At 36.1% G+C, this 26,961-nt stretch carries 22 protein-coding genes and 2 tRNA genes; 14 read left to right on the top strand and 10 right to left on the bottom strand.

All coding sequences use genetic code 11. The annotated features are described in order from the left end of the window. Positions 1-116: 116 nt before the first annotated feature. Complete coding sequence (locus IJE13_RS08430; RefSeq protein ID WP_292779376.1) at positions 117-1,211, top strand: glycosyltransferase; 1,095 nt, start codon at positions 117-119, stop codon at positions 1,209-1,211. A 19-nt stretch (positions 1,212-1,230) separates the two neighbouring features. Here the strand turns inward: IJE13_RS08430 and IJE13_RS08425 are convergent, their stop codons facing one another. Continuing rightward, entirely contained in the window at positions 1,231-2,040 is an 810-nt protein-coding gene (locus IJE13_RS08425) for a helix-turn-helix domain-containing protein (protein WP_292779373.1), read from the bottom strand. 311 nt (positions 2,041-2,351) lie between these two features. Here IJE13_RS08425 and hcp point away from each other — a divergent pair, with 311 nt between their 5' ends. The 5 genes from hcp (at position 2,352) to argS (ending at position 8,495) form a co-directional block, all read left to right on the top strand. Then, positions 2,352-3,650 carry a hydroxylamine reductase gene (gene hcp / locus IJE13_RS08420; protein ID WP_292779371.1) on the top strand — a complete coding sequence of 433 codons (1,299 nt, stop codon included), beginning with the start codon at positions 2,352-2,354 and terminating at the stop codon, positions 3,648-3,650. An 86-nt stretch (positions 3,651-3,736) separates the two neighbouring features. Further along, the gene (locus IJE13_RS08415) at positions 3,737-4,066 is read left to right on the top strand and encodes a cupin domain-containing protein (protein WP_292779421.1); all 330 of its coding nucleotides are present in this window, start codon (positions 3,737-3,739) and stop codon (positions 4,064-4,066) included. A gap of 199 nt (positions 4,067-4,265) precedes the next feature. Then, the gene (gene ilvD / locus IJE13_RS08410) at positions 4,266-5,921 is read left to right on the top strand and encodes a dihydroxy-acid dehydratase (RefSeq protein WP_292779369.1); all 1,656 of its coding nucleotides are present in this window, start codon (positions 4,266-4,268) and stop codon (positions 5,919-5,921) included. A 218-nt stretch (positions 5,922-6,139) separates the two neighbouring features. After that, the gene (locus tag IJE13_RS08405; protein WP_292779366.1) at positions 6,140-6,565 is read left to right on the top strand and encodes a signal peptidase I; all 426 of its coding nucleotides are present in this window, start codon (positions 6,140-6,142) and stop codon (positions 6,563-6,565) included. 208 nt (positions 6,566-6,773) lie between these two features. Further along, complete coding sequence (argS, locus tag IJE13_RS08400; RefSeq protein WP_292779364.1) at positions 6,774-8,495, top strand: arginine--tRNA ligase; 1,722 nt, start codon at positions 6,774-6,776, stop codon at positions 8,493-8,495. Positions 8,496-8,678: 183 nt separating this feature from the next. Here the strand turns inward: argS and IJE13_RS08395 are convergent, their stop codons facing one another. The 5 genes from IJE13_RS08395 to purD all read right to left on the bottom strand — a co-directional run bounded on the left by IJE13_RS08395 (position 8,679) and on the right by purD (position 14,054). Then, positions 8,679-9,335, bottom strand: coding sequence for a queuosine precursor transporter (locus IJE13_RS08395; RefSeq protein ID WP_292779362.1), 657 nt, complete (start codon positions 9,333-9,335; stop codon positions 8,679-8,681). Between the two features lie 45 nt (positions 9,336-9,380). Next, positions 9,381-10,373 (bottom strand): tetratricopeptide repeat protein, encoded by a 993-nt coding sequence (locus IJE13_RS08390; RefSeq protein WP_292779359.1) that lies wholly within the window; start codon positions 10,371-10,373, stop codon positions 9,381-9,383. Positions 10,374-10,524: 151 nt separating this feature from the next. Beyond that, positions 10,525-11,436, bottom strand: coding sequence for an ornithine carbamoyltransferase (gene argF / locus IJE13_RS08385; RefSeq protein ID WP_292779356.1), 912 nt, complete (start codon positions 11,434-11,436; stop codon positions 10,525-10,527). Between the two features lie 209 nt (positions 11,437-11,645). Then, complete coding sequence (locus IJE13_RS08380) at positions 11,646-12,635, bottom strand: hypothetical protein (RefSeq protein WP_292779353.1); 990 nt, start codon at positions 12,633-12,635, stop codon at positions 11,646-11,648. 102 nt (positions 12,636-12,737) lie between these two features. Continuing rightward, on the bottom strand, positions 12,738-14,054 hold the full coding sequence (purD, locus tag IJE13_RS08375; RefSeq protein WP_292779350.1) for a phosphoribosylamine--glycine ligase: 1,317 nt from the start codon (positions 14,052-14,054) through the stop codon (positions 12,738-12,740). Between the two features lie 260 nt (positions 14,055-14,314). On the opposite strand from purD, the gene IJE13_RS08370 reads away from it, so the two are divergent. Together IJE13_RS08370 and ilvN are read left to right on the top strand one after the other, a co-directional pair. After that, positions 14,315-16,012, top strand: coding sequence for an acetolactate synthase large subunit (locus IJE13_RS08370; protein ID WP_292779347.1), 1,698 nt, complete (start codon positions 14,315-14,317; stop codon positions 16,010-16,012). A gap of 1 nt (position 16,013) precedes the next feature. Continuing rightward, the gene (gene ilvN / locus IJE13_RS08365) at positions 16,014-16,505 is read left to right on the top strand and encodes an acetolactate synthase small subunit (protein ID WP_292779344.1); all 492 of its coding nucleotides are present in this window, start codon (positions 16,014-16,016) and stop codon (positions 16,503-16,505) included. A gap of 201 nt (positions 16,506-16,706) precedes the next feature. On the opposite strand, the gene IJE13_RS08360 is transcribed toward ilvN, so the two are convergent. Next, a complete protein-coding gene (locus IJE13_RS08360) occupies positions 16,707-18,098 on the bottom strand; it encodes an MATE family efflux transporter (protein ID WP_292779342.1) in 1,392 nt (463 codons plus the stop codon). Positions 18,099-18,333: 235 nt separating this feature from the next. On the opposite strand from IJE13_RS08360, the gene ilvC reads away from it, so the two are divergent. The 3 genes from ilvC (at position 18,334) to IJE13_RS08345 (ending at position 21,856) form a co-directional block, all read left to right on the top strand. Continuing rightward, positions 18,334-19,329, top strand: coding sequence for a ketol-acid reductoisomerase (ilvC, locus tag IJE13_RS08355; RefSeq protein ID WP_292779339.1), 996 nt, complete (start codon positions 18,334-18,336; stop codon positions 19,327-19,329). Between the two features lie 155 nt (positions 19,330-19,484). Continuing rightward, positions 19,485-20,636, top strand: a complete 1,152-nt coding sequence (locus IJE13_RS08350; protein WP_292779336.1) for a TMEM175 family protein — start codon at positions 19,485-19,487, stop codon at positions 20,634-20,636. Positions 20,637-20,854: 218 nt separating this feature from the next. Beyond that, positions 20,855-21,856 (top strand): methanogenesis marker 12 protein, encoded by a 1,002-nt coding sequence (locus IJE13_RS08345; RefSeq protein ID WP_292779333.1) that lies wholly within the window; start codon positions 20,855-20,857, stop codon positions 21,854-21,856. A 266-nt stretch (positions 21,857-22,122) separates the two neighbouring features. Here the strand turns inward: IJE13_RS08345 and IJE13_RS08340 are convergent, their stop codons facing one another. Both IJE13_RS08340 and IJE13_RS08335 read right to left on the bottom strand, forming a co-directional pair. Continuing rightward, positions 22,123-22,947, bottom strand: a complete 825-nt coding sequence (locus tag IJE13_RS08340) for an undecaprenyl-diphosphate phosphatase (protein WP_292779330.1) — start codon at positions 22,945-22,947, stop codon at positions 22,123-22,125. Between the two features lie 160 nt (positions 22,948-23,107). Further along, positions 23,108-24,031, bottom strand: coding sequence for a branched-chain amino acid transaminase (locus tag IJE13_RS08335; protein ID WP_292779327.1), 924 nt, complete (start codon positions 24,029-24,031; stop codon positions 23,108-23,110). A 295-nt stretch (positions 24,032-24,326) separates the two neighbouring features. Between IJE13_RS08335 and IJE13_RS08330 the strand changes: the two genes are divergently transcribed. Further along, positions 24,327-24,398, top strand: a tRNA-Val gene (locus IJE13_RS08330). Positions 24,399-24,511: 113 nt separating this feature from the next. Continuing rightward, positions 24,512-24,583: transfer RNA gene (locus IJE13_RS08325), tRNA-Val, on the top strand. A gap of 219 nt (positions 24,584-24,802) precedes the next feature. Here IJE13_RS08325 and IJE13_RS08320 read toward each other — a convergent pair. After that, a complete protein-coding gene (locus IJE13_RS08320) occupies positions 24,803-25,936 on the bottom strand; it encodes a restriction endonuclease (protein WP_292779324.1) in 1,134 nt (377 codons plus the stop codon). A 244-nt stretch (positions 25,937-26,180) separates the two neighbouring features. Here IJE13_RS08320 and IJE13_RS08315 point away from each other — a divergent pair, with 244 nt between their 5' ends. After that, entirely contained in the window at positions 26,181-26,879 is a 699-nt protein-coding gene (locus tag IJE13_RS08315) for a thymidylate synthase (RefSeq protein ID WP_292779321.1), read from the top strand. Positions 26,880-26,961: the final 82 nt, after the last annotated feature.

Raw genomic sequence — 26,961 nt, 5'->3', positions numbered from 1 at the left:
TATAAAATATTATGAATATAAATTTAATAGTACAAATTATTGTAAAGTTCATTTATTGATTTTTTAATCAATAAAATCAGTTTTAATTATTTTTATTTTTCATGAGGGGAATCTTTGTGGACAAGAAAAAGATATTGATCATTGTAACAGGCAGAGGCTTAGGTGGAGATGCCGGAATAGCATTGAATGTTTACAATGCACTCAAGAAGAGAGGATATGATTGTGAGATTGCACTGGATGAATCCGCTCCAGGTATCCTGTTCAAGAAGAACAATATAGAGTGGAATAAGGTAATCATTCCACAGGCTGGAGGCCATTCCGCAACAATCACTACCACCATCAAGGCAGCTGTCAGAGCTGTCAGGGCTGTTTTCAAAACAAGAAAGCTATTGAAGTCCAAAAAGTTCGATTTGGAACTGGGGATTCTCGGTGGTGGAGCCATTGTAGGAGCACTTGGCGCAAAGCTTGCAAGAATCCCAACCGTAAGTCTTTTGATCACTCCACTTGATACCAAAATATGCAGTCATATTGGAACTCCAATAATATTGCCTGAAAACAACTTGTTCCTCTCAGAAGACATTCCAGACAATATGGTGAAATCCTTCTTGCCTGTAAATGAAAACATCACTCATGGAAACAAGGAAATTGCACTCGAAAAGATAAAGGCCCATTGCAGTGAAGTCAAATCCAAAAACCCTGATGCTATCGAGTTTGATGAAAGCAAGCCGACAATCGTTTTCTCATCAGGCTCTTCATTGTTTGAAAAGACAGCGCAGGCCATTGACCAGTTCTCAAAGTACTGTGATAAATATAATCTTGTCTTGGTAGGTGACCCTTTACAGGAAGAGTTTTACAAGTACATCGATGAGACAAAGATAATCAATCTTGGATTTATCGATTGGGTGAATGACTTATTGTGCTTGGCTGACCTTGCAGTGCTCACCAATGATGGATTGATGCTTCATGAGGCCATGGTATGCAATTTGCCTGTTGTAATTTTAAAAAGAGTGAAATATGGCAGATACCACGATATGGTTTCCATATTCAAAGGCGCAACTGTTGAATGTGACCTTGAGGACTTGGATGAAAAGATCTTCGAAGTCATGGACAATTACGATGAGTTTGCAAAAAGAACCGATGAGTACAGGACAGCCATTTTGAATGTGGATGAGACCATTTGCGATATTGTTGATGAATCATTGAAAAAATAACTATTTATCTATAATTCCATTATTCTGTTTTTCCTTTGTTTTTCTTATTTTGTTTAGCTTTCATCTTATTGAACTGATTCAGGAATCTCTCATCAAAGTTCTGGCAAATGTCCTCATATCTGTTCTGCACACCTACAGATGTTTCAGGAAGCACGGATTTCTCTTCTCCTGTAAATTTTACTATAGTACGGAAAAGCTCTTTTCCATCTCTAATTATGATTTTCACAAATTTGATGTCTGTTTCTATAATCTCTAGATTGTCCAGTTTAGCTTCCTCAAACATTTTGATGATTTCCAATTTCTCACCATTGATATAACACTCTGGTGTTGCAAGGATTCTTATTGGAATTCCTCTTGGAAGTTCCTTGAAGGCCTTTATAAGAGCTTCCCCTTCACCTTCAAGCAGGAATCCTATTCTCATGTTGATTGATTTTCTTGCTCTTTTGACAATTTCTAGCTCTTTATTTATGATATTCTCGCTTGTTTTAATCAACCATACAGGAGCTTGAATTTCGGATATTTGGTCATTATAAATCTCGTCTAATTTTTCTTGTGATAATTCAAGTTCCTTAATCAGTTCCCCTTTTTTCCTTTTGAATATTTCGTTTGGAGGAACAACTTGATATAGAAGAGGTCTTGTATGTGTTATTGTAATGAATCCTTTTTTATCAAGTTCCTTTAATGTATTGTAGATTTTTGATCTTGGAATTTCAGATGTCCTGGCTATTTCTTCAGCTTTTCCGGATATTAAGTTGGTCATTCCTATGTATGCCTTTGCTTCGTATCTTGTAAGGCCGAACTTTTGTAATGATTCTATTATTGATTCCATGCAATTCCTCTCCTAACTATATATTACTCTATTATTTTGTTTTATAAATATATTTTGTTACTTTTCACCCTACACTAGTTACAAAACCTTTATAAGTACTATAAGGAATATCTTTAATTACATAAGAATAAAAATAGAAAAAATTTCTTATATAGTTCAAGCCATTTAAGCAATTGAAGGCTTGCATTATTAAAATTCTTATTTAGGCCTATTTATTGATTTTGATAAAACTATGTTGCAATTGAATTTCTATTTTCTAGTCTTAAGAGAAGTAAAATTTGATTTAAAATTAGGAAAAGGATGTGTTTTTAATGAGTGATTTCAACATGTTTTGTTATCAATGTTCCCAAACTGCAAGAGGAACTGCATGTACAAATGCAGGGGTATGCGGTAAAAACGGTACCGTTGCAAGACTTCAGGACAATTTGATCTTTGCAATGAAAGGTATTTCCGCTTACAACTACCATTGCAATGAATTAGGAGTAAGGGATGAAAGTGTAGATGAATTCTTGACTAAAGGATTATACTCCACTTTAACCAACGTAAACTTTGATGTAGGAGATTTAGTTCAATTAGGGCTTGACTCTGGTGAAGCAAACTTTAAAGTTATGAAAATGCTTAAAGAAGCTCACATCAAGAACTTTGGCGAACCAGTGCCAACTGAAGTAAAAGTTGGAGCTCAAGAAGGTCCAGCCATTATCGTAACTGGCCATGACTTAAAAGCTTTAGAAGAATTATTAAAGCAAACCGAAGGAACCGATGTAAAGGTCTACACCCACAGTGAAATGTTGCCTGCTCACGGATACCCAGAACTTGCAAAATATGAATCCTTGGCAGGTCAAATCGGTGGAGCATGGATTGACCAAAAGAAAGTGTTTGCAGAGTACAATGCAGCTATCTTAGGAACTACCAACTGTGTATTATTGCCAAAAGCGGAATATGCAGACAGATTGTTCACCATGGATATAGTAAAGATTCCTGGCGCACAGGTAATTGAAGATTACGACTTCAAGCCATTGATCGATAAGGCTATTGAATTAGGCGGACTCGAAGCTGAAGAACTCTCAACTATCACTACCGGTTTCGGCTTAAGCACTATTTTATCCTTAGCACCTCAAATCAAGGAATTAGTGCTTGCTGGAAAAATAAAGAGATTCTTCCTTGTAGCTGGATGTGACACTCCAAACCCAAGGATGAGCTACTACAGAGAGTTTGTTGAAAACTTGCCTGAAGATACAATTGTGCTCACTTTAGCATGTAATAAGTTCAGGTTCAACGATCTTGACTTGGGAGACATTGAAGGAATTCCAAGACTATTGGACTTAGGCCAATGTAACGATGCAATTGTAGCCATTGAACTTGCGGTTGCTTTATGTGACCTGTTCGAGATGGAATTGAATGAATTGCCTCTTACCATCGTATTGAGCTGGATGGAACAAAAGGCAGCAGCTATTCTCTGGACCTTGTTATACCTTGGAAAAACCGACATGTTCATTGGACCGGTTCTTCCAGCATGGGCCAATGAGGATATCTTGAATGTCTTGGTTGAAAACTTCAACTTGACTCCAATATCAACTCCAAAAGAGGACATTAAGAAAATAATGGGATAATATTAAATCCCTTTCTTTATTTATTTTCAAAATTCACATAATAAAAATAAATATTAGATAAAAGTTAAATTAAATTAAAAGGAGAAATTACTATGGAATTAAAAGGAAAACCAATTGAAATGGAAAGCTTGATTGAATATCAGGAAGGCTCCGTTGTAAGTATGGAAGTCATCAAAAAGGAACTTGGTACTGTAACCATTTTTGCATTTGACAAAGGTCAAGGGTTAAGTGAACATAGTGCTCCTTTTGATGCTATGGTTCAAATAATCGATGGTGAGGCTGAAATCACCCTTGCAGGAGAACCTCATACAGTCAAGAAAGGTGAGTTTCTGATCATGCCTGCAAACGTTCCACATGCCTTGCAAGCAGTAAACGGACCATATAAAATGGTTTTAACCATGATTAAATCTGATTAGATTTAGTCATTTATTTTCTTTTTTTCAATTTTCTTATTTTATTTATATTACAGATTTTCTTACTTTTCAACTTTTTACTCATTTTAGAATTATTTTTAAATTAAATTTAATAAACATTAATTACTAATAAATAATTAGTAAAATTATTTTAATGATTGATTAAGAAATAATTCAAATTGATTCTTATTGGATGATTAATATGAATAGTGATAACATAAAGACAGGAGTTCAGAGGGCACCACACAGATCATTATTGCGTGCCTGCGGATTGAATGATGATGATTTCGATAAGCCATTCATTGGGATTGCAAACAGTTACACAGATATCGTACCTGGCCATATTCACTTGGGGGAATTGGTCGATTATGTAAAGGAAGGTATCAGGGCAGCTGGAGGAATTCCATTTGAATTTGACACAATGGCCATCTGTGACGGAATTGCAATGAACCATGACGGTATGAAATATTCCCTTGCTTCACGTGAAATCGTAGTAAGCACTGTAGAGAGCATGACCATGGGCCATTGCTTTGACGGTCTTGTACTCATTCCAAGCTGTGACAAGGTTGTTCCAGGAATGCTGATGGCAGCTGCAAGATTGGATGTTCCGTCCATCTTTGTAACCGGCGGGCCTATGGAACCGGGCAGTTTCAAAGGCAAGAATGCAGATTTGATCACCGTGTTTGAAGCTGTCGGTGAACTGTCTTCCGGCAAGATTACAGAAGATGAATTGTATGAACTCGAATGCTGCGCCTGCCCTGGAGCGGGAAGCTGTTCAGGATTATTTACAGCAAACACCATGGCATGCATTACCGAAACCCTTGGTATGAGTTTGCCTACCTGTGCTACTGCTCTAGCATTAAGTGATGAGAAAAAAGATTTGGCGATAGCAAGCGGTAAAAGAATTGTGGAAATGGTCAAGGAAGACTTGAAGCCATCTGAAATCATGACCCAACCTGCCTTTGAAAATGCAATTGCAATGGACATGGCCCTTGGCGGATCAAGCAACACTGCACTCCATATTCCAGCTATTGCATATGAGCTTGAGGAAAAAGGTGTTCATGCAGACTTGGACCTATTCGATGAAATCAGTGAAAAGGTCGCACACATTGCACTCCTATCCCCTGCAGGACAAGACACTATGGCAGACTTGCATGATGATGGAGGAATTCCTGCCGTACTCAAAACAATTGAATCCAAATTGGATACAACTGTCATGACCTGTACCGGAAAGACCTTGGAAGAAAACCTAAAGGATGCAAAGGTAAGTGGAAACGGAGTCATCCACTCACTTGATGACCCGATTCATGAAGCTGGAGGGCTTAAGGTACTCAAAGGAAACCTTGCTCCAAACGGTTCAATCGTAAAGTCTGCTGCTGTACCTGAAGACTTGATGCAGCTTAAAGGACCGGCTAAAGTCTATAACAGTGAAGAGGATGCTGTAGAGGCAATCTTCAACCATGAGCTTAAGGAAGGGGACATTCTTGTTATCAGATGCGAAGGACCAAGAGGAGGTCCTGGAATGAGAGAGATGTTGAACCCAACTTCAGCCATCATGGGAATGGGCATCAAGAATGTAGGCCTTATCACCGATGGTCGTTTCTCTGGCGGTACAAGAGGCCCTTGCATAGGTCACGTATCCCCTGAAGCCATGAGCGGCGGACCAATCGCAGCACTCAAGGATGGAGACATAATTGAAATTGACATAACCAATGGAAAATTAAGCGTCGAATTGTCTGATGAGGAAATTGCAGAAAGAATTGCAAATGCAGATCTTCCTGAGAAGAAGGTCAAGGGATGGTTGAACATCTACAGACGTTCAGTATCCTCAGCAGATGAAGGAGCTATTTTAAGATAGTTCCTATTTTCTTCTTTTTTTTTAAAATTTTTTAATTCTTTTTTAGATGACTTAGATTAATTTAAATGTTCTATTATTTTTGCTATTTTTAATTAAATTTAAATATTTTATAAAAGATATTAAATATATTATAGGCATTAAGAATTTATAAATAATCAAAATTCTTAATTATTATAATTCTTATTAATTTATTCTAAAAAATATGAAAAGGTGTTATTTTGGAAATAGATTTAAAAGAAATAGCAATTTATATTGTCCTTATCATAGCTGTCCTTATTGTTGCACAGCACTTGAATGTTGTTGTATCCGGCAGTATGGAACCTGTAATGTATAGGGGAGATATTGTAGTGCTTGAAAAAGCTAATCTATTAGGATTCAATGAATTCAACGTAGATGACGTTGACGTTGGGGACATTGTGGTTTATGTAACCCCTCATCATGATGGGCCTATTATCCATAGGGTTATTGAAAAGGGTCAGGTCAATGGCACTACCGTATTTAAGATCAAGGGGGACAACAATGATGTTGCCGATCCGTTCTTGGTGACTGAAGGTCAGATCACCTCAAGGGTATTGACTTTTAATGGCCAACCAATAATTATTCCTAAAATAGGATATATCTCCATATGGCTAAGAGGACTTTAATATTTCATGATTAATTATATTGATTTTATAATCATTTTAACTGATAGTTTTTTATATTAAATCAATTTTAATTAATCGTTATTTTTATTATTTTAATAATAATTTTTTTATGGAAAATGGTTTTGATTTTCGCCTATGGCGGAAGCCATTTAATGAATATAAAAACTGTTTTCAATTTCAATTAAAATTTATATTTATCGGTGTTTATATGTACTTTAAAATAAAATCAGAAGCTCAAGAAGCTTTAAAAAAGGCAGTTGATCAATTCGACTGTGATTTTGATGATGAGATTAAGTTGGAGTTTCCGCCTAATCCTGAATTAGGTGACTTGGCAAGCACTGTTTCATTCCAATTGGCCAAGCATTTGAGAAAGGCTCCAAATTTGATCGCTCCTGAAGTCGTGGAAAAGATTGAACTTCCTGAAATTTTCGAAAAGGTTGAAGCTACCGGACCTTATGTAAACTTCTTCATCAATCATGACATCTTTGCAAAGCAATTGTTGGATTCCGTAGATGAGGATTACGGAACCCTTGCAAAAGTTGATGAGAAGATCATATTGGAGCACACTTCAGCCAATCCTAACGGACCATTGCATATTGGCCATATCAGGAACTCCATATTGGGAGATTCCTTAAGAAGGCTTTTGACAAAGGCAGGAAGGGAAGTGGATACCCAATACTATGTAAACGATATGGGAAGGCAATTGGCCATGATAGTTTTCGGTATGGAAGAGCTTGGACTCAAGCTTGAAGACCAACCTTCCGAGAAAATCGACCACAAGGTTGGAGAGCTCTACTTCAAGGTCAATCAGATGTTGAAAGAGGACGAGTCATTAGGTGAAGGTGTGGATGCAACCATCAGAAAATATGAAGGGGGCCCATCCGAACTTGATGAGAAGTTCGAATATGCGGTAAACAGCTGTCTTGAAGGAGTAAGGGAGACCTTGAAGAGAATGAATGTGAAGCATGACGCATTTGTTTGGGAAGGACAGTTCGTTAGGACAGGCATCGTTGACAATCTTACCCAAGAATTGATCGATATCGGCTATGCAAGATATGATGAAGTCTTGTATCTTGACTTGACTGAATATGATATTGACAAGCATCTTGTACTTAGAAGGGCAGACGGAACTTCCCTTTACTCTACAAGAGACATTGCATATCACATATACAAATCCAGAAAATGCGATAAGATACTCGACATCTTCGGTTCTGACCATAAATTGGCTGCAAGACAAGTTGAACTTGCCCTTGAGATTCTTGAGGAAATTGAGCCTAACAGTGACAAGATGGAAGTCATCTTCTATGAATTCATCACCTTGCCTGAAGGATCCATGTCCACAAGAAGAGGAGTGTTCATCTCTGTGGATGAATTGATGGATGAGGCTGTAAAGAGAGCTAAGGAAGAAATTAGCTCAAGAAGGCCAGACCTTGATGAGGAAACAGCTGATGAGATTGCCGAAGAGATCGGTATCGGTGCAATCAGATATTACATTGCAAGATTATCTCCTGAAAAGCACATCACTTTCAAATGGGATGAGGCATTGAGCTTTGAAAGAGGCTGCGCTTCAATTCAATACGCTCATGCAAGAGCCTGCAAATTGCTAAAGAAGGCTCAAGATGAAAAGGGCATTGACTTAGCAAATATTGAGGCTGAAGAAAACTGGTCATTGGATGACAATGAGAAAGAATTGGTAAAATTGATTGCCAAGTTCCCAAGCTTGATTGAAGATTCAGCAAATATAAAAAGAGTTCATCCGATTGCACAATACTGTCAGGACTTGGCTGGTGCATTCAACAGGTTCTATAAGGCAGAGCAAGTAATCGGCTCTGATGTGGAAAATGCAAGATTGATTTTAGTTGAAAAGTCTAGAATCACATTGAGAAATGCATTGGACATTTTAGGAGTAAGTGCTCCGGAGATGATGTAGCCAAACTTTTAGAAAAAGTTTGATCAAAATTCTTTTCACTAGTTGGGAGTATTTACTCTAACTAGTTTCTTTTTTTATTTATTTTTAAAATTTTAAAACAAGCTATTTTATTTTTTTTTAAATTATAAAATGAGTTTTTTATTTATTTTTTCTATTTTTAATTAATGATGATGTGGGATTTATTTAAGCTATTTTTGCAAATGGTGCATCATCAAGTGATTTCATCCAATTGATTACAGCTCTTGTAATTGGATAGACTATGATTTCATAAAGTATTTTGAATGCTCCTTGGCATATAATCATTGTAATTATGACATCATTAGGCATGGTGCCTGCAAAGGCTATTGAAATGAATAGTATTGCATCCAATCCTTCACCGAAGAGTGTGCTTATTGAACATCTTGCAAAGAGATAGTCTGTGTATCTTTCCTTTAGGACTTTCATGAAATATGCATTCACATAGGATCCTACAAGATATGAGATGAAGCTTGCCAAGAGGATTCTTGGTGTGCTACCTAAAATGATGCTGAATGCATTTGAGCTTGCAATGTCTGTTCCAGGTAAAAAGATAGCTATTTGATATGCGACAATTGCAATCACGTTTATTATGAACCCTAAATAGATTGTTCTTTTTGCAAGGGTGAATCCATAGATTTCTGTTAGAACATCCCCTACGATATATACAATAGGAAATATTACCACACCGCATGGCAATATGATATCGTATAAGGAAAATGTCTTTGAAGCAAGGATGTTTGATATTAAAAGACATCCGCAGAACAATGCAGTGATGATCGGATACAGTTCCATTTGACTAGGCTTACTCTTTAAAATTGTCATTCTATCACAGATTTATCTTAATGTCTTCTAATATTTTTAAAAATCCTATTCTTTGAGTAATGCTTCAACTCTTTCCTTGGCTTCTACAACTTCAGAGTCGGTATTGTCGAATTCCAAGAACTTTTCATAGTTTTTGAGAGCGCTTTCATACTTCTCTCGGTCCTCTTGGATAATGCCGATTTCGTAGTAGGTGTAGTGATAGTTCGGATTGATTCCAAGTGCAAGGGAGAATGCTTCAAGCGCATCGTCATCCTCTTCCAATGCATGCAATGCAACACCTTTGTTGTGATAGGCGTTTTCCAATTCGAAAATGGTCTCATAAGGATTGTCAGTATATCTTTCAATGCATTCATCCAAAGTTTGAACGGCCTCCTTATGCTTTTGAAGCTTGATTAGGCAGCTTCCTTTTAAAAAGAGAATATTGGAATTGTTTTTGTCTGATTTTAAAGCTTTATTGTAAGTCTTTAAGGCGTCATCAAATCTTTGATGGTTTTCAAGGACATATCCTTTGCTCATCAAATCGTAAATGTCACTCACTTCGGTTTCCATTACAATGTCATAAACTTTTGAAGCCTCTTCGTAATTGTCCATAAGTTCATAAGTGTTTCCTTTGGAAATCAAGGCGGAAAGGTTGTTCGGATCCAATTCCAATGCATTATTGAAACAGTCCAAAGCATCTTCAAATTGCTCTGTAATGGTTAGGACAGTTCCCTTCTGAATGAATTCCTGAGCAGTGCTAGGTTCAATGTCAAGCATTGCATTCATGTCGTCAATGACCCTTTGCTCATCGATTTCCATGCTGTTTCCAGGCTTTATGATATCTTCATCGCTTAATGCGCGAGATTCATTTTCAGCCATTTCCTCGTTTTCTGCCATCAATGTCTGGAATTCTATAGAGTTCATCAGGATGTTTGCAACTTCAGGATACTCTTCAATGATGATATCCATGTATCTCGCTGCCTCTTCCCTATTGTTTTCTTGAAGTGCAATTGTAATCTTGTTTACTAAATGTTCTAATGCAGGGTCATTAAAGTCCATATTTCCACCCTTTCCTAAATACTATAATTATTCTTTCATATAATGATTAATATTATTGTTTTTAAAAAACAATAATTAAAATGATAATTGGAGTCGTTAAATTGTCTAATTCAGTATAATTTTTTGATTCTTTGATTTGGAGTTGAACCGTTTATTGCAGTTCTTTAAGGAAGTAGTATAATACAGCCTTTTGTGCATGCATTCTGTTTTCCGCTTGGTCGTATATTACAGAATGAGGGCCGTCAATCACTTCAGCGCTCACTTCCTCTCCTCTGATTGCAGGCAAGCAGTGCATGAAAATCACATCATCATCTGCCAAATCAATAAGTTCCTGATTTACTTGATATGCCTTGAAGTCCTCTCTTCTCTTATCCGCTTCCTTCTCATCACCCATACTTACCCAAACGTCAGTATAGATGACATCAGCGCCGCTTACAGCAGCCTTCACATCACTTGTGATGGTGATGGTTGAATTGTTCTTTTCGGCATACTCTTCAGCTTTTGCCACAATTTCAGCGTCTGGTCTGTATTCATCAGGACAGGCTACTGCCATATCCATTCCCAAGCATCCGCAGATCAATAGAAGGGAGTTGCATACATTGTTTCCATCACCGACATAAACGAATTTGCCATCAAATCCTCCTTTATGTTCCTTGACAGTCAACATGTCTGCCAATGCCTGGCATGGGTGTTCCAAATTGGTCAATCCGTTTATGATTGGAACGCTTGCTTCATCCCTAAGCTCTACAACATCATCGTGTTCGATTGCTCGAATCATTATTGCATCACAGAATCTTGACAATACCTTTGCTGTATCCTTGATAGGTTCCCCTCTTCCCAATTGAAGGTCATTGGAGGATAAGAAGAGTGCGGTTCCACCCAATTCATACATTCCAACTTCAAAGGAAACTCTTGTTCTTGTGGAGGACTTTTCAAAAATCATAGCCAATTTTTGGTCCTTAAGAGGTTTTTCCTCTATCTTTCCAGCTTTAAAGTCACTAGCAATATCTAAGATTTTAGTGACTTCATCTTCAATATCACTTACTGATAATAGACTTCTCATTTTAGACTCCTTCATAAAATTTATTTAAAATACTTATTTTCACTATAATAAAAATAAATATATATTTTTAATAATATTAAAACTTATCACATTAAAGCGTATATTTTATATAAAAATAAGTAAAAATAGTTAAAGAATAGTTAAAAAATACGCATAAAATAGTTTTTGTAAAAATAGAAAAATAATTATTGAAAATTATCAACCAAATCCTAAAAGTCGGAAAGTGTTCTTTGCTTCAAGTCAGTTTCCACATGGGCTTTAATGTTCTCTTCTCTAGCCAATTTGACAAGTCTTCTTTGGTATATTAAAGCCTTTTTAAACTGATTCTTATCATTCAAGTATGATATGATATCCTTAAGGCCTTGGATTTCCTCTTCAATAGTGTATTTTCTAGTGATTTCTGTATTATCAGTTGTTTCCAATATGTCTTCTTCCTCTTCTTCAGGGTTGATTATTTCTGAGAGAGTAACTACACTTTTTTCTCCAAGTTCAGACATTTCTTCCAAAATTTCGTTGGTTTCTTCCATCACTTCCAGAGCTTCATTGCTTTCTTCAGTTTCAGCTGATGTTTCAACTGGACTGTCTTCCGGCTCTTCCTTTTTAGGCTCTAGGAATTTTCTTAATTTGGCTCTGATTGCCTCTAGATTGAAATTGGAATTGGCTATTTGCTCCTTAGGATTTTCAAGGATAAGCTCCAGATATTGATAGGATGTCTTCATAACGTTTTCCACAAAGTTTTCAAGTTCATGGGGAACCTTGCTTTCAATGAACTCCGCATCGTTTTTTATGCTTTCGTAATTGTCCTTGACCATTTCATTCAATACAAGAATGGTTTCCAGATTGTCTATCAACAGTCCTCCTGCAAGGTATGATTTTACGATTCCTTCACTTGCCAGGTTTTGGGTCTTGAGTTCAAGATAGTTGTCAAGGGTATTATAGATTTTTAAAAGCTCTATCTCCTGTCCTTCCTCTAGAAAACTAGTGAGTTTGATTTTATATTCATTGATGAGTCCTATGAACTCATCGTTGTTGTAATATTCCACAAGGAGATCTATCTTCAATAGAATAAGGTTTTCTTCAGCGACAGTACTGTCTAAATATTCATCACAAAGTTTTAAGGCCTTTTGGTATTTTCCCTGTCTTTCTAACTTTTTCACCTTTTTCAAGGTTGTGTTTTTGGATTTTGCTGATTTAGACATAAAATCACCGAATTATTTAAAAGTATTAGTGAGTTAATTAGTTTAAAACTAATTAACTTTTGGATTTATAAAAATTAAAAAAACAATTAATTTTTAAATTATCTATTCATTTCTGATTGCTTCCATATGATCGATACGTTTTTGGATTAAGGCTTGGGTACCAACGTCTCTTCTATGGTAAACGTTTCCACCAACTAAGCCGCAAGCCTCTTCAGCTATTTTTTCAGCTTCAGCAATGGTTTCTCCTTGAGCAACGATTCCTAAAGCTCTTGAACCGGAGAGGTGAATTCCATCTTCCTCTTCGCTTACAGCTGCATAGAAGACTTTTGCACCGAGGGCTTCAATTGCTTCCTCATCTACTTCGATAAGCTCTCCTGCATGAGGGGTGTCTGGGTATCCGTCAGGTACGATGTATTTGCATACGGAAGCCAAATCCTCAAACTCTACATCTCCAAGAGTTCCATCTACAATTGATTTACAGATGTTAATCATTGGAGTCTTGAGTAATGGAAGTACGTTCATTGCTTCAGGGTCACCGAATCTTGCGTTGTATTCGATTAATTTAGGGCCTTCGTTGGAAAGCATGAATTGACCATAGAGGATTCCTTTGTATGGAGTGGTTTCCTTAGCTATTGCCTTCAATGTTTCCTTCATGATGTCAACAGCTTCGTCATAGTCTTCTTGGCTTAAGAATGGCAATAGACCTCCTACATCTGAGTAGGAACCCATTCCACCAGTGATAAGGCCTTGATCGTTTTCAAAAGCGTGAGGGTGGTCCTGTGCCGCAGGCATTGGAGCCAAGTTTTCACCATCGCAGAATGCTTGGATGGTAAATTCTTCTCCAACTACTTTCTCTTCAATGATCACTTGTGCAAATCCGCCCATCGCATTGTCCATAACCTCTTTTGCATAGGCTTTTGCATCCTGATTGTCCTTAAGGTGGTCACCTACGATCTTTACGCCTTTACCGCCGGTCAATCCTACAGGTTTCACTACAACATCCTTTTCATATTCATCCAGGAATTTGCTGATGTCTTCGTAGTTGTCAAATACCTTGTAGGTAAGGGATCCCTTGATTTCGTATTTTTCAAATAGGTTTCTCATAAAGGATTTGTCTGTTTCAATCCTTGCGGATTCCTGTGCCGGTCCGACACAAGGGACTCCAACCGCTTCAAGAGCATTTACGATTCCTTTTCCAAGAGGGGATTCAGGTCCGATTACAGCCAATTCGATTCCGTTTTCCTTTGCGAACTTGGCCACTTCATCAACTTCTCCTTCATCTCCCTTTTTGAAGGTGGAAATCTTGCTGATTCCAGGGTTGTTCTTGCTCATGTAAGCATATAATTCCACATCATCTTTTATCAATGCATCACAGATTGCATGTTCTCTTGCACCGGTTCCAACAACTAATACTTTCATTTTTAATCTCCCAATAGATTGGATTTTTGATAATTCTATAAGATTTTTTTAAAATTTGCAAATTTTAAATATATATTAATTCTTATGTCTTTATTAGTATATATTTTTTAAAAATCATATGTTAATATTTATATCTATCTTAGGATATATATTATTATATTACAAATCAAAAGAATAAAATTTAATTTTCTCATCCTTTGAGAAAATGATTATTTTATCAAACTTATTAAATATTTATTAAACGAAAGGAAGGTAGAGAAATGAGAGGCGGAGACGCTATAATAAAAGCTTTGATGGATAAGGGTGTAGACACCATATTCGGTTACCCTGGAGGTACCGTAATTCCATTTTATGACATGCTATATGACTCAGACTTGAGACATATACTTGTCAGACATGAACAATGTGCAGCGCATGCTGCAGAAGGTTATGCAAGAGCTTCTGGTAAAGTTGGTGTCTGTTTAGCCACTTCTGGCCCTGGTGCAACAAATTTGGTTACCGGTATTGCAAATGCATATATGGATTCATCCCCGATAATTGCAATTACCGGACAGGTGGTTAGTAATTTAATTGGTAATGATGCATTTCAGGAAGTGGACATCATGGGTATTACAATGCCTATTACAAAACACTCATACCAACCGAAGGATGCCAATGATATTCCAAGTATTATTAATACCAGTTTTGAAATCGCTTCAACTGGCAGATGCGGACCTGTATTGATTGATGTTCCTAAGGAAGTGCAGGAACAGGAATTGGATGAATATGTGTTAGGAACAATTCCAACTCCAGGTTATAAGCCTACCCTTAAAGGTAATTCAAAACAGATTGCAAAAGCTGCAAAAATGCTTCTTGAAGCTGAAAGACCATTCATTTTAGCTGGTGGAGGTACAATTTTAGCAGGGGCTTCAGAAGAGGTCAAGAAACTTGCGGAATTGATCAATGCTCCTATAGCCACTTCATTGATGGGTAAAGGAATCATCGATGAGAATGATGACTTATCCATTGGAATGCTTGGTATGCATGGAAAGCAGGTAGCTAATCAGAATGTAAACAAAACCGACTGCTTGCTTGCAATCGGATGCAGATTCTCTGACAGAACCACCGGTAAACTTGAAGAGTTCATACCTGATGCAAAGGTCATCCACATTGACATCGATCCTGCTGAAATCGGAAAGAATGTTGCTGTAGACTTGCCTATTGTAGGTGATGCTAAGATTGTATTGAATCAATTGATTAAAGAGTTGGAAGCTAATCCAAGTGATAGGAATGCTTGGCTGAAATCTATTGTAGACTTTAAGAAATCTACTATACCAAGAGTCAGCTATGAGGATATTCCTTTAAAGCCTCAACAGGTAATCAAGGAGATTGCAGCTTCAATCACAGAAGATACAATTGTAACCACTGATGTAGGTCTTCACCAAATGTGGGCAGCTCATTTCCTTGACATTTCAAAACCTCGCAAGTTCATATCTTCCGGAGGTCTTGGAACCATGGGATTCGGTTTCCCTGCAGCTATTGGTGCAAAGGTAGCTTGTCCTGATGATGCCGTACTTGCCATTGTAGGTGACGGCGGATTCCTTATGGTATCCCAGGAATTGGCTACAATCAAAGAGCATGACATTCCTATAGTCATTGCATTGCTGAACAACAGAAAACTGGGAATGGTATACCAATGGCAAAACAAGATGTATGATAAGAGGTACTCCGAGACAGATTTAGGAAACAGTCCTGATTTTGTAAAATTGGCTGAAAGCTATGGAATCAATGCAGAAAGGGTTGAGGAAGTTGACAAGACTCAAGAAGCATTGTCCAAAGCCCTTAAGGATAATGAGTCCATTCTCTTGGAGATTACTGTTGAGAAGGATGAGTTCATTCCTATGTTCCCACCAGGTGGAGGTATAAATGACCTTCTTGGTGAGTATAAGTACGAAAAAGATGTTGAAGGAGGAAAATAAAATGAGCGAAAAATCTCATGTTATTAGTACTTTGGTTGAACACAAGCCAGGTGTACTTCAAAACGTTGCAGGATTGTTGAATAGACGTGGTTTCAACATTGACAGCATCACTGTAGGTGCATCTGAAGTTGAAGGCTTGGCCAGAATGGTTTTCGTTGTAAAAGGCGATGAAAAGGTCTTGGAACAGGTCATCAAGCAATTGCATAAGCTTGTTGATGTTGTAAAGATCAAGGATCTTGACCCTGAATACGTATTGAAAAGAGAGCTTTGTTTAGTAAAGGTTAAAACAACTAGGGAAAAATCAAGGTCTGAAATCATTGAATACGCAGACATTTTCAAAGCAAAGATCATTGATGTATGTGATGATTTCATTACAATGGAAGTTACAGGAAATCCTGAAAAGATTGACTCATTCCTAAGATTGATGAAACCATTCGGAATCAAAAAAATAGCTCGTACTGGACCTACTGCAATTGCAAGAGGTCATCATTAGATAATAATTTTTAACTATTTGAGAGTATAGGCTCTTTAAATAGTTACTTTTTTACTTTTTTTACTTTTTTTATTAGAATAATTCTTTTACTTTTTTTACTTCTAAGGATTTTAATTTTTTTAGATAATTTATTTTTTTATTTTTTTTCGAGGGATTTTAATTTTTTTATTAGAAAAATTCTTTAACTATTTTTGGATTGATTTATGAATCTACAGTTTCATATTCGTTTTCGCATTCTTCCTTGAACTTTTTAATGAACCATTTGGCCCAAACATATCCTACTGTTCCTCCCAAGAAGCATCCAAAGACTACTCCTGCATAGATTCCAACAAGTCCCCATCCAAAGGTAAAGCAGAAAAGATATGCAAATACGCATTCAAATATAAGGGATCTGAATAATGTGATGATAAGTGAATTGGTTCCCTTTCCCACTCCTTGAAATACCATAGAGGACATCATACCATGAGGTACCGCAATCACGAAGAAGCTCAATACACTGAGTGCAGTTGCTATCTCTCCGGATAATGATGCGCTTGCGCTTGTATAGCTGAATATGGTAGCGAACTGATTTGAGAATATGACCATTATCGCTCCAAGAATGATTGATATTGCAAGTCCCAATTTAATGGAATAGCTATGTCCTATCTTAAGGTTTTCAGGATTTCTCGCTCCATATGCGACTCCCGCTACAGTAATCACAGCTGTTCCTATACCTATCAGAGGGAGTATGGCCACTTGTGTGATTCTTATTGAAGCGGTATAGACCGCCACTGCAGTTGTTCCTGCTGCAATTACAAGCATGGAATTAATCAGAATTGTAAATGCGGAAAATATCACATTTTCCAGAGTTGATGGGATTGCAACTTGAAATATGTCAATCAATATTTTACTGTCAAATTTGAATCCTTTAGGGTTCAAGTCAAGGAAAAGGTCCTTCTTTCCCCAAATCCAATAACTCATGACAATGACTGAAATGGCTCCTGAAATAACGGTTGCCCAAGCGGCCCCAGCTATTCCGAGACCGAAATAATAAATGAATATAGGGTCTATGATTATGTTTATTATGGAGGTGATTGCAATTGCAATGGTTGCCCTCCTCATATCCCCTTCGGATCTAAAGATTGCTGACAATACTGATGAGAATACAAAAACGAATAGGAATCCAAAAACGATATATGCATAGTCTTCAGCATATTCTATTGAATTTCCCGCACCCATAAGCTTGAGGATAGGGGTGATTGCTATAAGTATTATGATTGTGAATATTACGGATACAACTATTGAAAGGAAAATTCCATGCAATCCTGCATTGTTTGCTTGCTTATAATTTTCAGCGCCGATATGTCTTGCAATCAGTGAGTTTGCACCTGCACCGATTCCATTTCCAAGCCCTACTAGAATCATGTACATCGGTGCAATGAATCCAATTGCTGCCAATGCATCCGGACCGAGGCCTGCAACCCATATGCTGTCTGCAAGATTGTATAAGGTTATTAAAAACATAGACAGTATCATAGGGACACTAAGCTTTCTAATAGCCCTTTTAGGGTCTCCGGTAATCATTTCAATATTGTCGTTCCTTTCTTCAAACATATTTTTCCCATTCATTAAAATTATTGGATTTTCTTATATTGATAAGTTTTATAAACTATTAAAATAAATATATACACATTATATTTAATTCTATAAATTAGTATAGACACTCAATTATTTAAGTATATTGTTAGGAATAAAGTTCCGGAACTAGTTTAACATTAAATATAATTTGGCTAAAAATTAGCTTTAATATTTATAAAATTATTAAAAAACTTAAAAGGAGTCTTTAAAGATGAAAATGTATTATGATGACGATGTCGACGCAGAAGTAGTTGCAGATAAGACTATTGCTGTAATCGGTTACGGAAGTCAAGGACGTGGTCAATCTAGAAATATGGCTGACAGTGGATTGAATGTTATTGTCGGTCTTAGAGAAGGAGGTTCATCCTGGCAAAAAGCTATTGATGATGGAATGAATGTAAAAACCATTGAAGAGGCTGCAGAAGCTGCAGACATCATTCACATCTTGCTTCCTGATGAAACCCAAGAAAAAGTTTACAAAGAACAAATCGCTCCTTATGTTGAAGCTGGAAACACCATTTCATTCTCTCACGGTTACAACATTCACTTTGGCTTGATCCAACCTGGAGAAGACGTAAACATTGTAATGTTTGCACCTAAAGGTCCTGGTTCCCGTGTAAGAACCACTTACCTAGAAGGTTTCGGTATTCCTGGACTCGTAGCTATTGAACAGGACGCTACCGGTGACGCATTGCAACTTGCATTAGGTATGGCAAAGGCAGTTGGACTTACCAGAGCAGGTGTAATTGAAACCACCTTCCAAGAAGAAACTGAAACCGACTTGTTCGGTGAACAGGCTGTATTATGCGGTGGTCTCACTGCATTAATCAAAGCAGGATTCGAAACTCTTGTAGAAGCAGGATATCAACCTGAAATCGCTTACTTTGAAACCTGTCACGAAGTTAAGCTCATTGTAGATGACATCTACGAAAACGGTATGGCTGGAATGTGGCATGATGTAAGTAACACTGCTGAATACGGTGGATTAACCAGAGGCGGAAGAGTAATCACCGATGCTACCAAAGCTGAAATGAAAGCGATCTTAGGTGAAATCCAAGACGGAACCTTCAAAAAACAATTTGCAGATGAAAACGCAACTGATGCAGCAAACTTAAAGGAAATGAGGGCTGCTGAAGAGCAAACTGACATCGAAGTTGTTGGTAAAAGATTAAGAATCGCTTGTGGATTACAAAAAGAAGATGAATAATTCTTCTTTTCTTTTTTCTTTTTTTTAAACAATTTTTAATTGTTCGTTTATATATTAACTTTTTTTAGAAATTTTTTATTTTTTTCATTAAATCTACTTAAAGGTCCAATAGGTATTGAAAAATTATATTAACTAATAAAACTATATTAGAAAATATGAATGCAAATAGATTTGAAACTTTTTATGATGCTGTTCTAGCGATTGTCATAACCATTTTGGTGTTGAAAATCCCTCAACCATTAGGTCCGACTTGGGGAGCTTTTTCTGCAAATTATCTGACTTTTTCAACATATTTTATAGTATTCCTGGCAATCATCAACATTTGGTATAACAATCATAAGCTGTTTCAGAATTTTGATGAAATAAACAACATGTCCCTATTTGCATATGGATTTTCCCTTTTCTTAACTACACTATTCCCATATTTCGCATTATGGATTTCAATGAATCTGTTCTCATTGACTGCTGAAACAGTTTTCGGATTGATCATACTTTTTGCAAACATTTCTCATATCATAGCATTATTTGCAGTTTTTGGAGCTAATGGATATATTGAAAGATTAGAGGAATTCAACATCAAGCCAATTCATTTGCTGTTGCCTATCATCATTTTGCTGATCGGTTTCATAATTTCATATACAATATATCCTCCAGGAATTTATCTGGCGAGTCTGCTTTCTGTAATCATAAGCATCATTTACAATAGGGTGCAAGGCAAAGAATTTGAAGACACAGAAAGATTTGAGGCATTGATCGATGCGATTGTAGCCATCATCATAACAATCATAGTGCTTGAAATTCCATTGGCTGCAGATGGCAGCTTGGCGGCATTATTGGAATTGAAGCTTGAATTTATAGCATACATAGTCAGTTTCATTGTTTGCTTCAATATGTGGAAACTCACTTATAATGTATTTGCCATTGTCAAGAAGATCAATTATAAGGTGATTTGGTCTACAGCTTCCATGCTGTTTTTCTTATCATTGATTCCTTATTTGACAACATTTGTTGCTATGAATTTCCATGAGTTTGTGCCACAATGTCTGTATGGAATAATCTTCATGATAATTTCCTTATGTTCCGTCATTTCCACAATTGAAATGAAAAAGCTGGATGAATCAAATCTATACTTGCAAAAGGCATTTGACAATTACAATAACTTCTTCATAACCATTGTACTCACATGCATTTTCATAATTATCGGTTACTACTACTGGCCTCCGATAATAATCCTGTCATGCTTATTGTCAATTATCATTCAGTGGATATTCGTTTCAAAGAAGATAAATCTACTTGACATTATTTAATTTTTTTAACTTAAAGCAAATTTAAAATGCTTAAAATTTATTTTTTTTAAATATTTAATTGATTTAAAAAGTTTTCAATAGATTTATTTTTTATAATTCTTTTTTTAAATTTAAAAGCTTTAGTAAATTTTTTCTTCCGATTCTTTTTTCAAAATATAAAAGTTTTTAAATAATTTACATTATATATTAAATTAGTTTTGAATTTACAAGTGATTAAAATGGTATATGTAGGTATGGATCATGGAACTACTGGAATTTCATTTGCTATAATGAATGATTCAGAGGTTCTTGATGTTTTTAAGATATCCCGTGAAGATAGTAAGGCTGGAAAAGTGTCAGCCATTGAAGAATTGTCCAAGCGTGTGGATTTGGATGATATTGAATTAATGATTATTACTTATGCTATGGGAGATGGAATCAGCACAATTCTTCCAATGGAAAGGGTTGAAAACAGAGGAATTCTTTCAATCGGCGGCGCAGGAAAGGTAACCGGTGGAGGAACTTCAGTTTACTCTGAAATAGAAAATTCCAATTTGCCTGTATTGATGATTCCAGGAATCCATAAGAATTGCGAGTGGCTTGACCCTTTGTTCAGGGCAGCCTATTCCCATCATGCAAGCCCGGAAAAGATTAGCATTGTCTATAATGCATATCTTGAAACCAATTGGGAAAACATGATAGTGGCGGACATCAGTTCCAACAGTGTTGACCTCTTGATTGAGGATGGAATAATCAAGGGAGCCATTGATGCCTGCTGCGGTGCGATGGGTGTTGTCCATGGACCTCTTGATTTGGAAATGATTCGGGACATAGATGATGGAAAACGCACTGCAAATGAATGTTTCTCACATGCCGGTGCCATTAAAATAGCCGGAATCGATAATAAGGTTGCATTCATGAAGGATGAGCTTCTAAACAACTATAGAAATGGTGATGAGAAAGCCAAATTGGCCATTGACACCATGATTATGACTGTGGCTATGGAAATTGCCGGTTTAATTGCAGTCAGCAAGAATGAAATCGAAGGCATTGTCCTCACTGGTTCTATGGGTTCCATGAAGGATCCTGTTGATTTCGAATTAGAATTGAACAAATACTTTAAGAACAAATACCCAACTAAAATCATTTCCAGTGAGTCTGGAGCTATTGGCGCAGCACAGATAGCAAGAGACATTGCTCATGGAAAAAGAGAGATCATGGGTATAAAGGTTGAGTTATAGGTCCCAGCTTTTTTATTTTTTTATACAATATATTTTTTAAAATATATTTTTTCTTTATTTTTTTAATTTTCTATTTTTTTTAAAAAAGAGTTTAAAGCTTTTATTTTATTGAAATTCCTTTTTATTTTTCTTTTTTTTAAATTATGATTTTTCTCTGTAGAAAAATTAAATTAACCAATAAATCTAAAAAAGTAGCGAAAAAAGTTATTAAAAAATAAGTTTTGTTTTTAAAATTTTAAAAATAAAAAAAGAATGTAGATTAATAATTAAATTATTAAACTACCAACCAAGACAATCATTCCCACTATCCAACAGTAGTAGGCAAATATGTCCAGGCTTTTTTCCCTAACGATCTTAAGCAGGAAGCTGATTGCAAAGTATCCGGAAATGACTGCAACGATAAATCCTGCAATGCATGCTCCCATTTCTACATTTGCACTGCCCAAATCTTTAAGCTGGAATACTGCAGCTCCCAAGATTGCCGGAATTGATATGATGAAACTGAATTTGGCAGCGAATTCCTTATCCAATCCTGCAAACAATCCTGAAGCTATTGTTGTACCTGAACGGGAAAGTCCTGGAAGTATAGCTATTGCCTGTCCGCATCCCATGATAAGAGCTTCCTTAACGCTTAAGTTTGTCACATTGATTCTGCCGCTGTTCATTCTTTGGGAAGCGTATAAGAGACAACCGGTAATCAATAATAGGAATGCAGGAATGGTCAATCCAGTAAACATCTCTTCAATAATGTCATTGAACAATACTCCAACCACTCCTACAGGAATGGTAGCCAATATTGTCAGCCAAGCCAATTTCTTATAAGGGTCCTTTTTGATTTCTGGAATGAATTTCCCTTCCTTTAAGTCGATGAGGCTTGATAAGAATCCCTTGATCATTTCTATGACATCATGGTAGAAATATGCTATTACAGCTACAAGGGTTCCCAGATGCAACAATACATCAAAAGCAAGTCCGACATCAGCCACACCTAATGCCTGTTGGGCAAAAATCAGGTGGGCGGAACTGCTTACAGGTAGAAATTCAGTTAATCCTTGGACGAGTCCAATGATTATTGCTTGAAAAATATCCATAGTTTCACCTTTTTATTCTAAATAGTAAAAATTCTTTAAGCATTTAAGTTTGAAAAATTTTATAAAAAAAATAACTTATGCCATTGACATAAGTTATAGATTTTATCAGTTTCCATTTTCATTCAAAATGGCCATTAATTAAAATAATCAATTCCTTTGCTTATTCAACAAAGGTTAACCAATTGTGAATGTCTTCGGATCTTCCGTATACTGCGTCGAAGTATTTTTCTTGTAATTCCTTGGTTACAGGTCCTCTTGATCCGATGCCGATTTGTCTGTTGTCGATTGCACGGATTGGAGTAACTTCTGCTGCACTTCCAGTGAAGAAGACTTCGTCAGCTAAGTATAATCTTTCTCTTGAAATGGTTTCTTCAGAGACTTCATAGCCTAAATCTTTTGCAATGGTCATGACACTGTCTCTGGTAATTCCTCTAAGGATGGAAGAACCTAAGTCTGGGGTAATGAGCTTGTTGCCTTCAACTATGAAGATGTTTTCTCCACTACCTTCTGCAACGTGGCCGTGGTAATCCAATTGGATTGCTTCATCGTATCCATGTTCTCCAGCTTCCAAGTTTGCAAGCTGTGAGTTCATGTAGTTAGCTGCAGCCTTTGCAAGAACAGGTAAGGTACCTGGTGCAGGTTTTCTCCAGGTGGAAATACCGATGTTTGCACCTTGTTCCATTTCCTCTTCACCGATGTATGCTCCCCATTCCCATACGGCAATGGTGGTTTCTACAGGACAGTTTAATGGGTTTACACCTAACTCCCCAAATCCTCTGTAGGTAATTGGTCTGATGTAGCAGCCTTTTAAGTTGTTTACTTTAATGGTTTCTACGATTGCATCGCAGATTTCTTCTTGAGTATATGGAATGTCCATTTTGTAAATTTTAGCGGAATCAAATAATCTTTGTACATGGTCTTGTAAACGGAATACTGCAGGTCCATTTTCAGTTTCATAACATCTAATACCTTCAAATACTGCAGATCCATAGTGGACTACGTGTGCGAGAACGTTGATTTTAGCATCTTTCAATGCAACAAATTCTCCATCCATCCAAACTTTTAAATTTTCGTCGAATGCCATATTATTCACCTTTTTGTTTTTTAAAAGTAATTTCTATTAATGTCTTGTAGTTAGTTTTAAGGATTGTTTTGTTTAATCAGTTGTTTTAGAAGCTGATTAAAACTTTTTAAAAAATAATTCCTTTATTAATTATTTATTTCTTATATTTTAAATATATTGCTTTATTTAAGGCATTTTAATTTTAATTTATTCTTTTTTATTCAATTTCAGCCTATTTTTTCTAAAAGGGTTTTATTTCAAATCTTTTTCATCGAAAGTTTTAAATAATATGTTAACAATATTTAGTATGTAGTATGGTTCCGTGGTCTAGGGGTATGATATCTCGCTTACAACGAGAGGATCACGAGTTCGAATCTCGTCGGAACCACTCGTCCAAGCTTTTTGAGACTTCGTCTCAAAAACCTTGACCAAAACTTTTTTCTAATTAACTTTTTATGAATTAATTTTTGTTTTATATAAATTTTAATTCTTTTTTGCAATGGTTCCGTGGTCTAGGGGTATGATATCTCGCTTACAACGAGAGGATCACGAGTTCGAATCTCGTCGGAACCACTTCTCAACTTTTTTTTTATTTTCGCAATTTTCATCCACTCTTTTTTTTAAAATTTTTAGCTATTTTCATAATTATTTTTCAATATTTTGTTCGTAAAAAATAGAATTAAATGTAATTTTAGAGTTTAAAAAATAGAACTTAAAAAAAGAAAAAAAGAAAAATGGTGGTTTAAAATTAAATTAAGATTTGGTTGAAACGCTTTTAGTGAAAAAACACTTTTAGAAGGCAACAATCAATATCATAATTATTATTAATGAAATAAAGAATATGACTGTTCCTTTTACTAAAATGTCCGCTTCTCTATCGGAATATATTACAATTCCATATGATAATATCAATGCTATTATCAGTTCAGCAATGCCTAAGTATCCTGTAGGCACTCTTATCATTTTTCCAAGTATAAATCCTATCAGATATGCAACAATGACCACTGCCGCAACGGCTGCTATAGGATTGGCCAATATAGGTTTTAGAATCTCCATAATAGGCTTGCTTGGCTTTTGAGGAACATAGCTTCCATAATTGCTTAATGCGTTTTCTGAAGAAGACATGAATCTATGTTTGCTTTGAGGGCTGCTTCTTCTTTGGCTGAGGGAATTGTTCATTCCATTTCTTGAAAGGGAAGGAACTCTTCTTCTTTTTGGAGCTTGCTGTTGACGGCTTGAGAACAATGAGCTGGTCGGACCGGAATAGTTGTCTCTAGGAGTCTTGTTCAGGAACTCGGCACGGTATAAGTCATCATCGTATTCATCGTAATGGCTCAATTCCAAACCGCCGACTTCATCCTCATAATATTCCATGTCTTCAGCATACTCTTCGTAGCCTTCATAAGCCCCTTGGAGCCTATTGTATGACCTGTCATCATAATCATAAGCGCTGCTATAATTTGATGTGTTGTCAATATAATCCCTGTTGACATCTCTATGATAGAATGAATCGCTATCAATGTCTGTCAACCTATCTCTACGGTCTAATCTTGGTTTTGTTTCCTTGTTTTTGTTTGAATATTTCTTAGCTAAAGTAACAAGGTTGTTCCTGTCGATCAGTTTTATCTTTCTCTCTTCAGCATATCTTTTTGCTTGTGATGAGAAACCGGAACTGGTCACAACGGCAACTTTAGATGCCCTAAGCTTTTTGCCGATGACTTCCATTTCCTTTAAAACATCGATTCCGACTTCCCAGTCCTTGTCGTAGTTTTTACATGCAACGACCAGACCAAAATCACCCATGGATGTTTGCAGGATTGCGTAAATGTCTACAACCTGTTGGGATGTCTTAAAATTTTTATAGACTTTAAAGCCAGAATCTTCAAGAACTTTAGCTATAAAATTCACTAATTGTGGCTTTTCCACGGTTTCACCTTATCTTAATTTTAATATAATATATTTATATTTTCTCAATATATAATTTTTATTAAATTTTTCTAATATTATCTCTATTTTTATTAATTTTAATTAACTTTTAGAAAATTTTTAGATATAATAAAAAATTTTATAATCATGAAATCATATAATATATAATAAGGAAATAATCTAAAATTTATGGATTATTTTAATTTCATATTGTTTTAATTATAATTTTAAGGAATCGTTTATTATGTTATCTATTGGTCAATGTTACTTGGATTTTGTTGAAAAAATCTTAAAGGAAGGTAAGGAAACCTATAAGGACAGCGATCATCATTTAAAGGAAAGTCTTGGTAATTATTATTATATTGATGATCCATTGGATTTGAAATTCAGGGCAAAATATCAGCACATGACTCCTGAATTGATGTTGGAAGAGATTAAAAGCGGCAGATTTGACATTCCTTCATGCCCTATCAAAGGTGATGCATTGTATGAATATGTAAAGTCCTTTGAAATAAGGGACGATCAGGGTTTTGTCTACACTTACCCTAACCGTATATTGGAGCATTTCGGTGTGGACCAATTCGAAACCATGAAGCAAAGGATCCTGACCGCTACAGGAAGTAACCGTGCAGTAGCTGTCACAATCGATCCTGCATTGGATGGGGATAGGGAAGACATTCCATGCCTTCAGGTATTGCAGATTCTTGTAAGGGATGGAGAACTTACCATTCACTGTTTCTTCCGTTCCAATGACATCTTTGGAGCATTTTATTCCAACATGTTTTTCATAACCTATATTGGAATTAAGATGAAAGAGGAAGTGAACAAGGAGATTATGGGAGAGAAATTAAACTTCGGCGGTCTTCATTACCATTCAACTTCCGGTCACATATACAATAACGATATGAGAGCGGCTAGAAGATTGATTTCCGCTAATAAATAATTTTAGAGGCAATCCATAATTGCCTTCTTTTTTTATTTTAAACATTTTGATGAAACAATCTATCAAATTTCCAATCTAATTT

This window comes from Methanobrevibacter sp. (genome assembly GCF_017410345.1).
Lineage (GTDB): Archaea > Methanobacteriota > Methanobacteria > Methanobacteriales > Methanobacteriaceae > Methanobrevibacter.
Note: the sequence above shows the minus strand (reverse complement) of the source record. Positions and strands in the feature narration are given on the sequence as shown.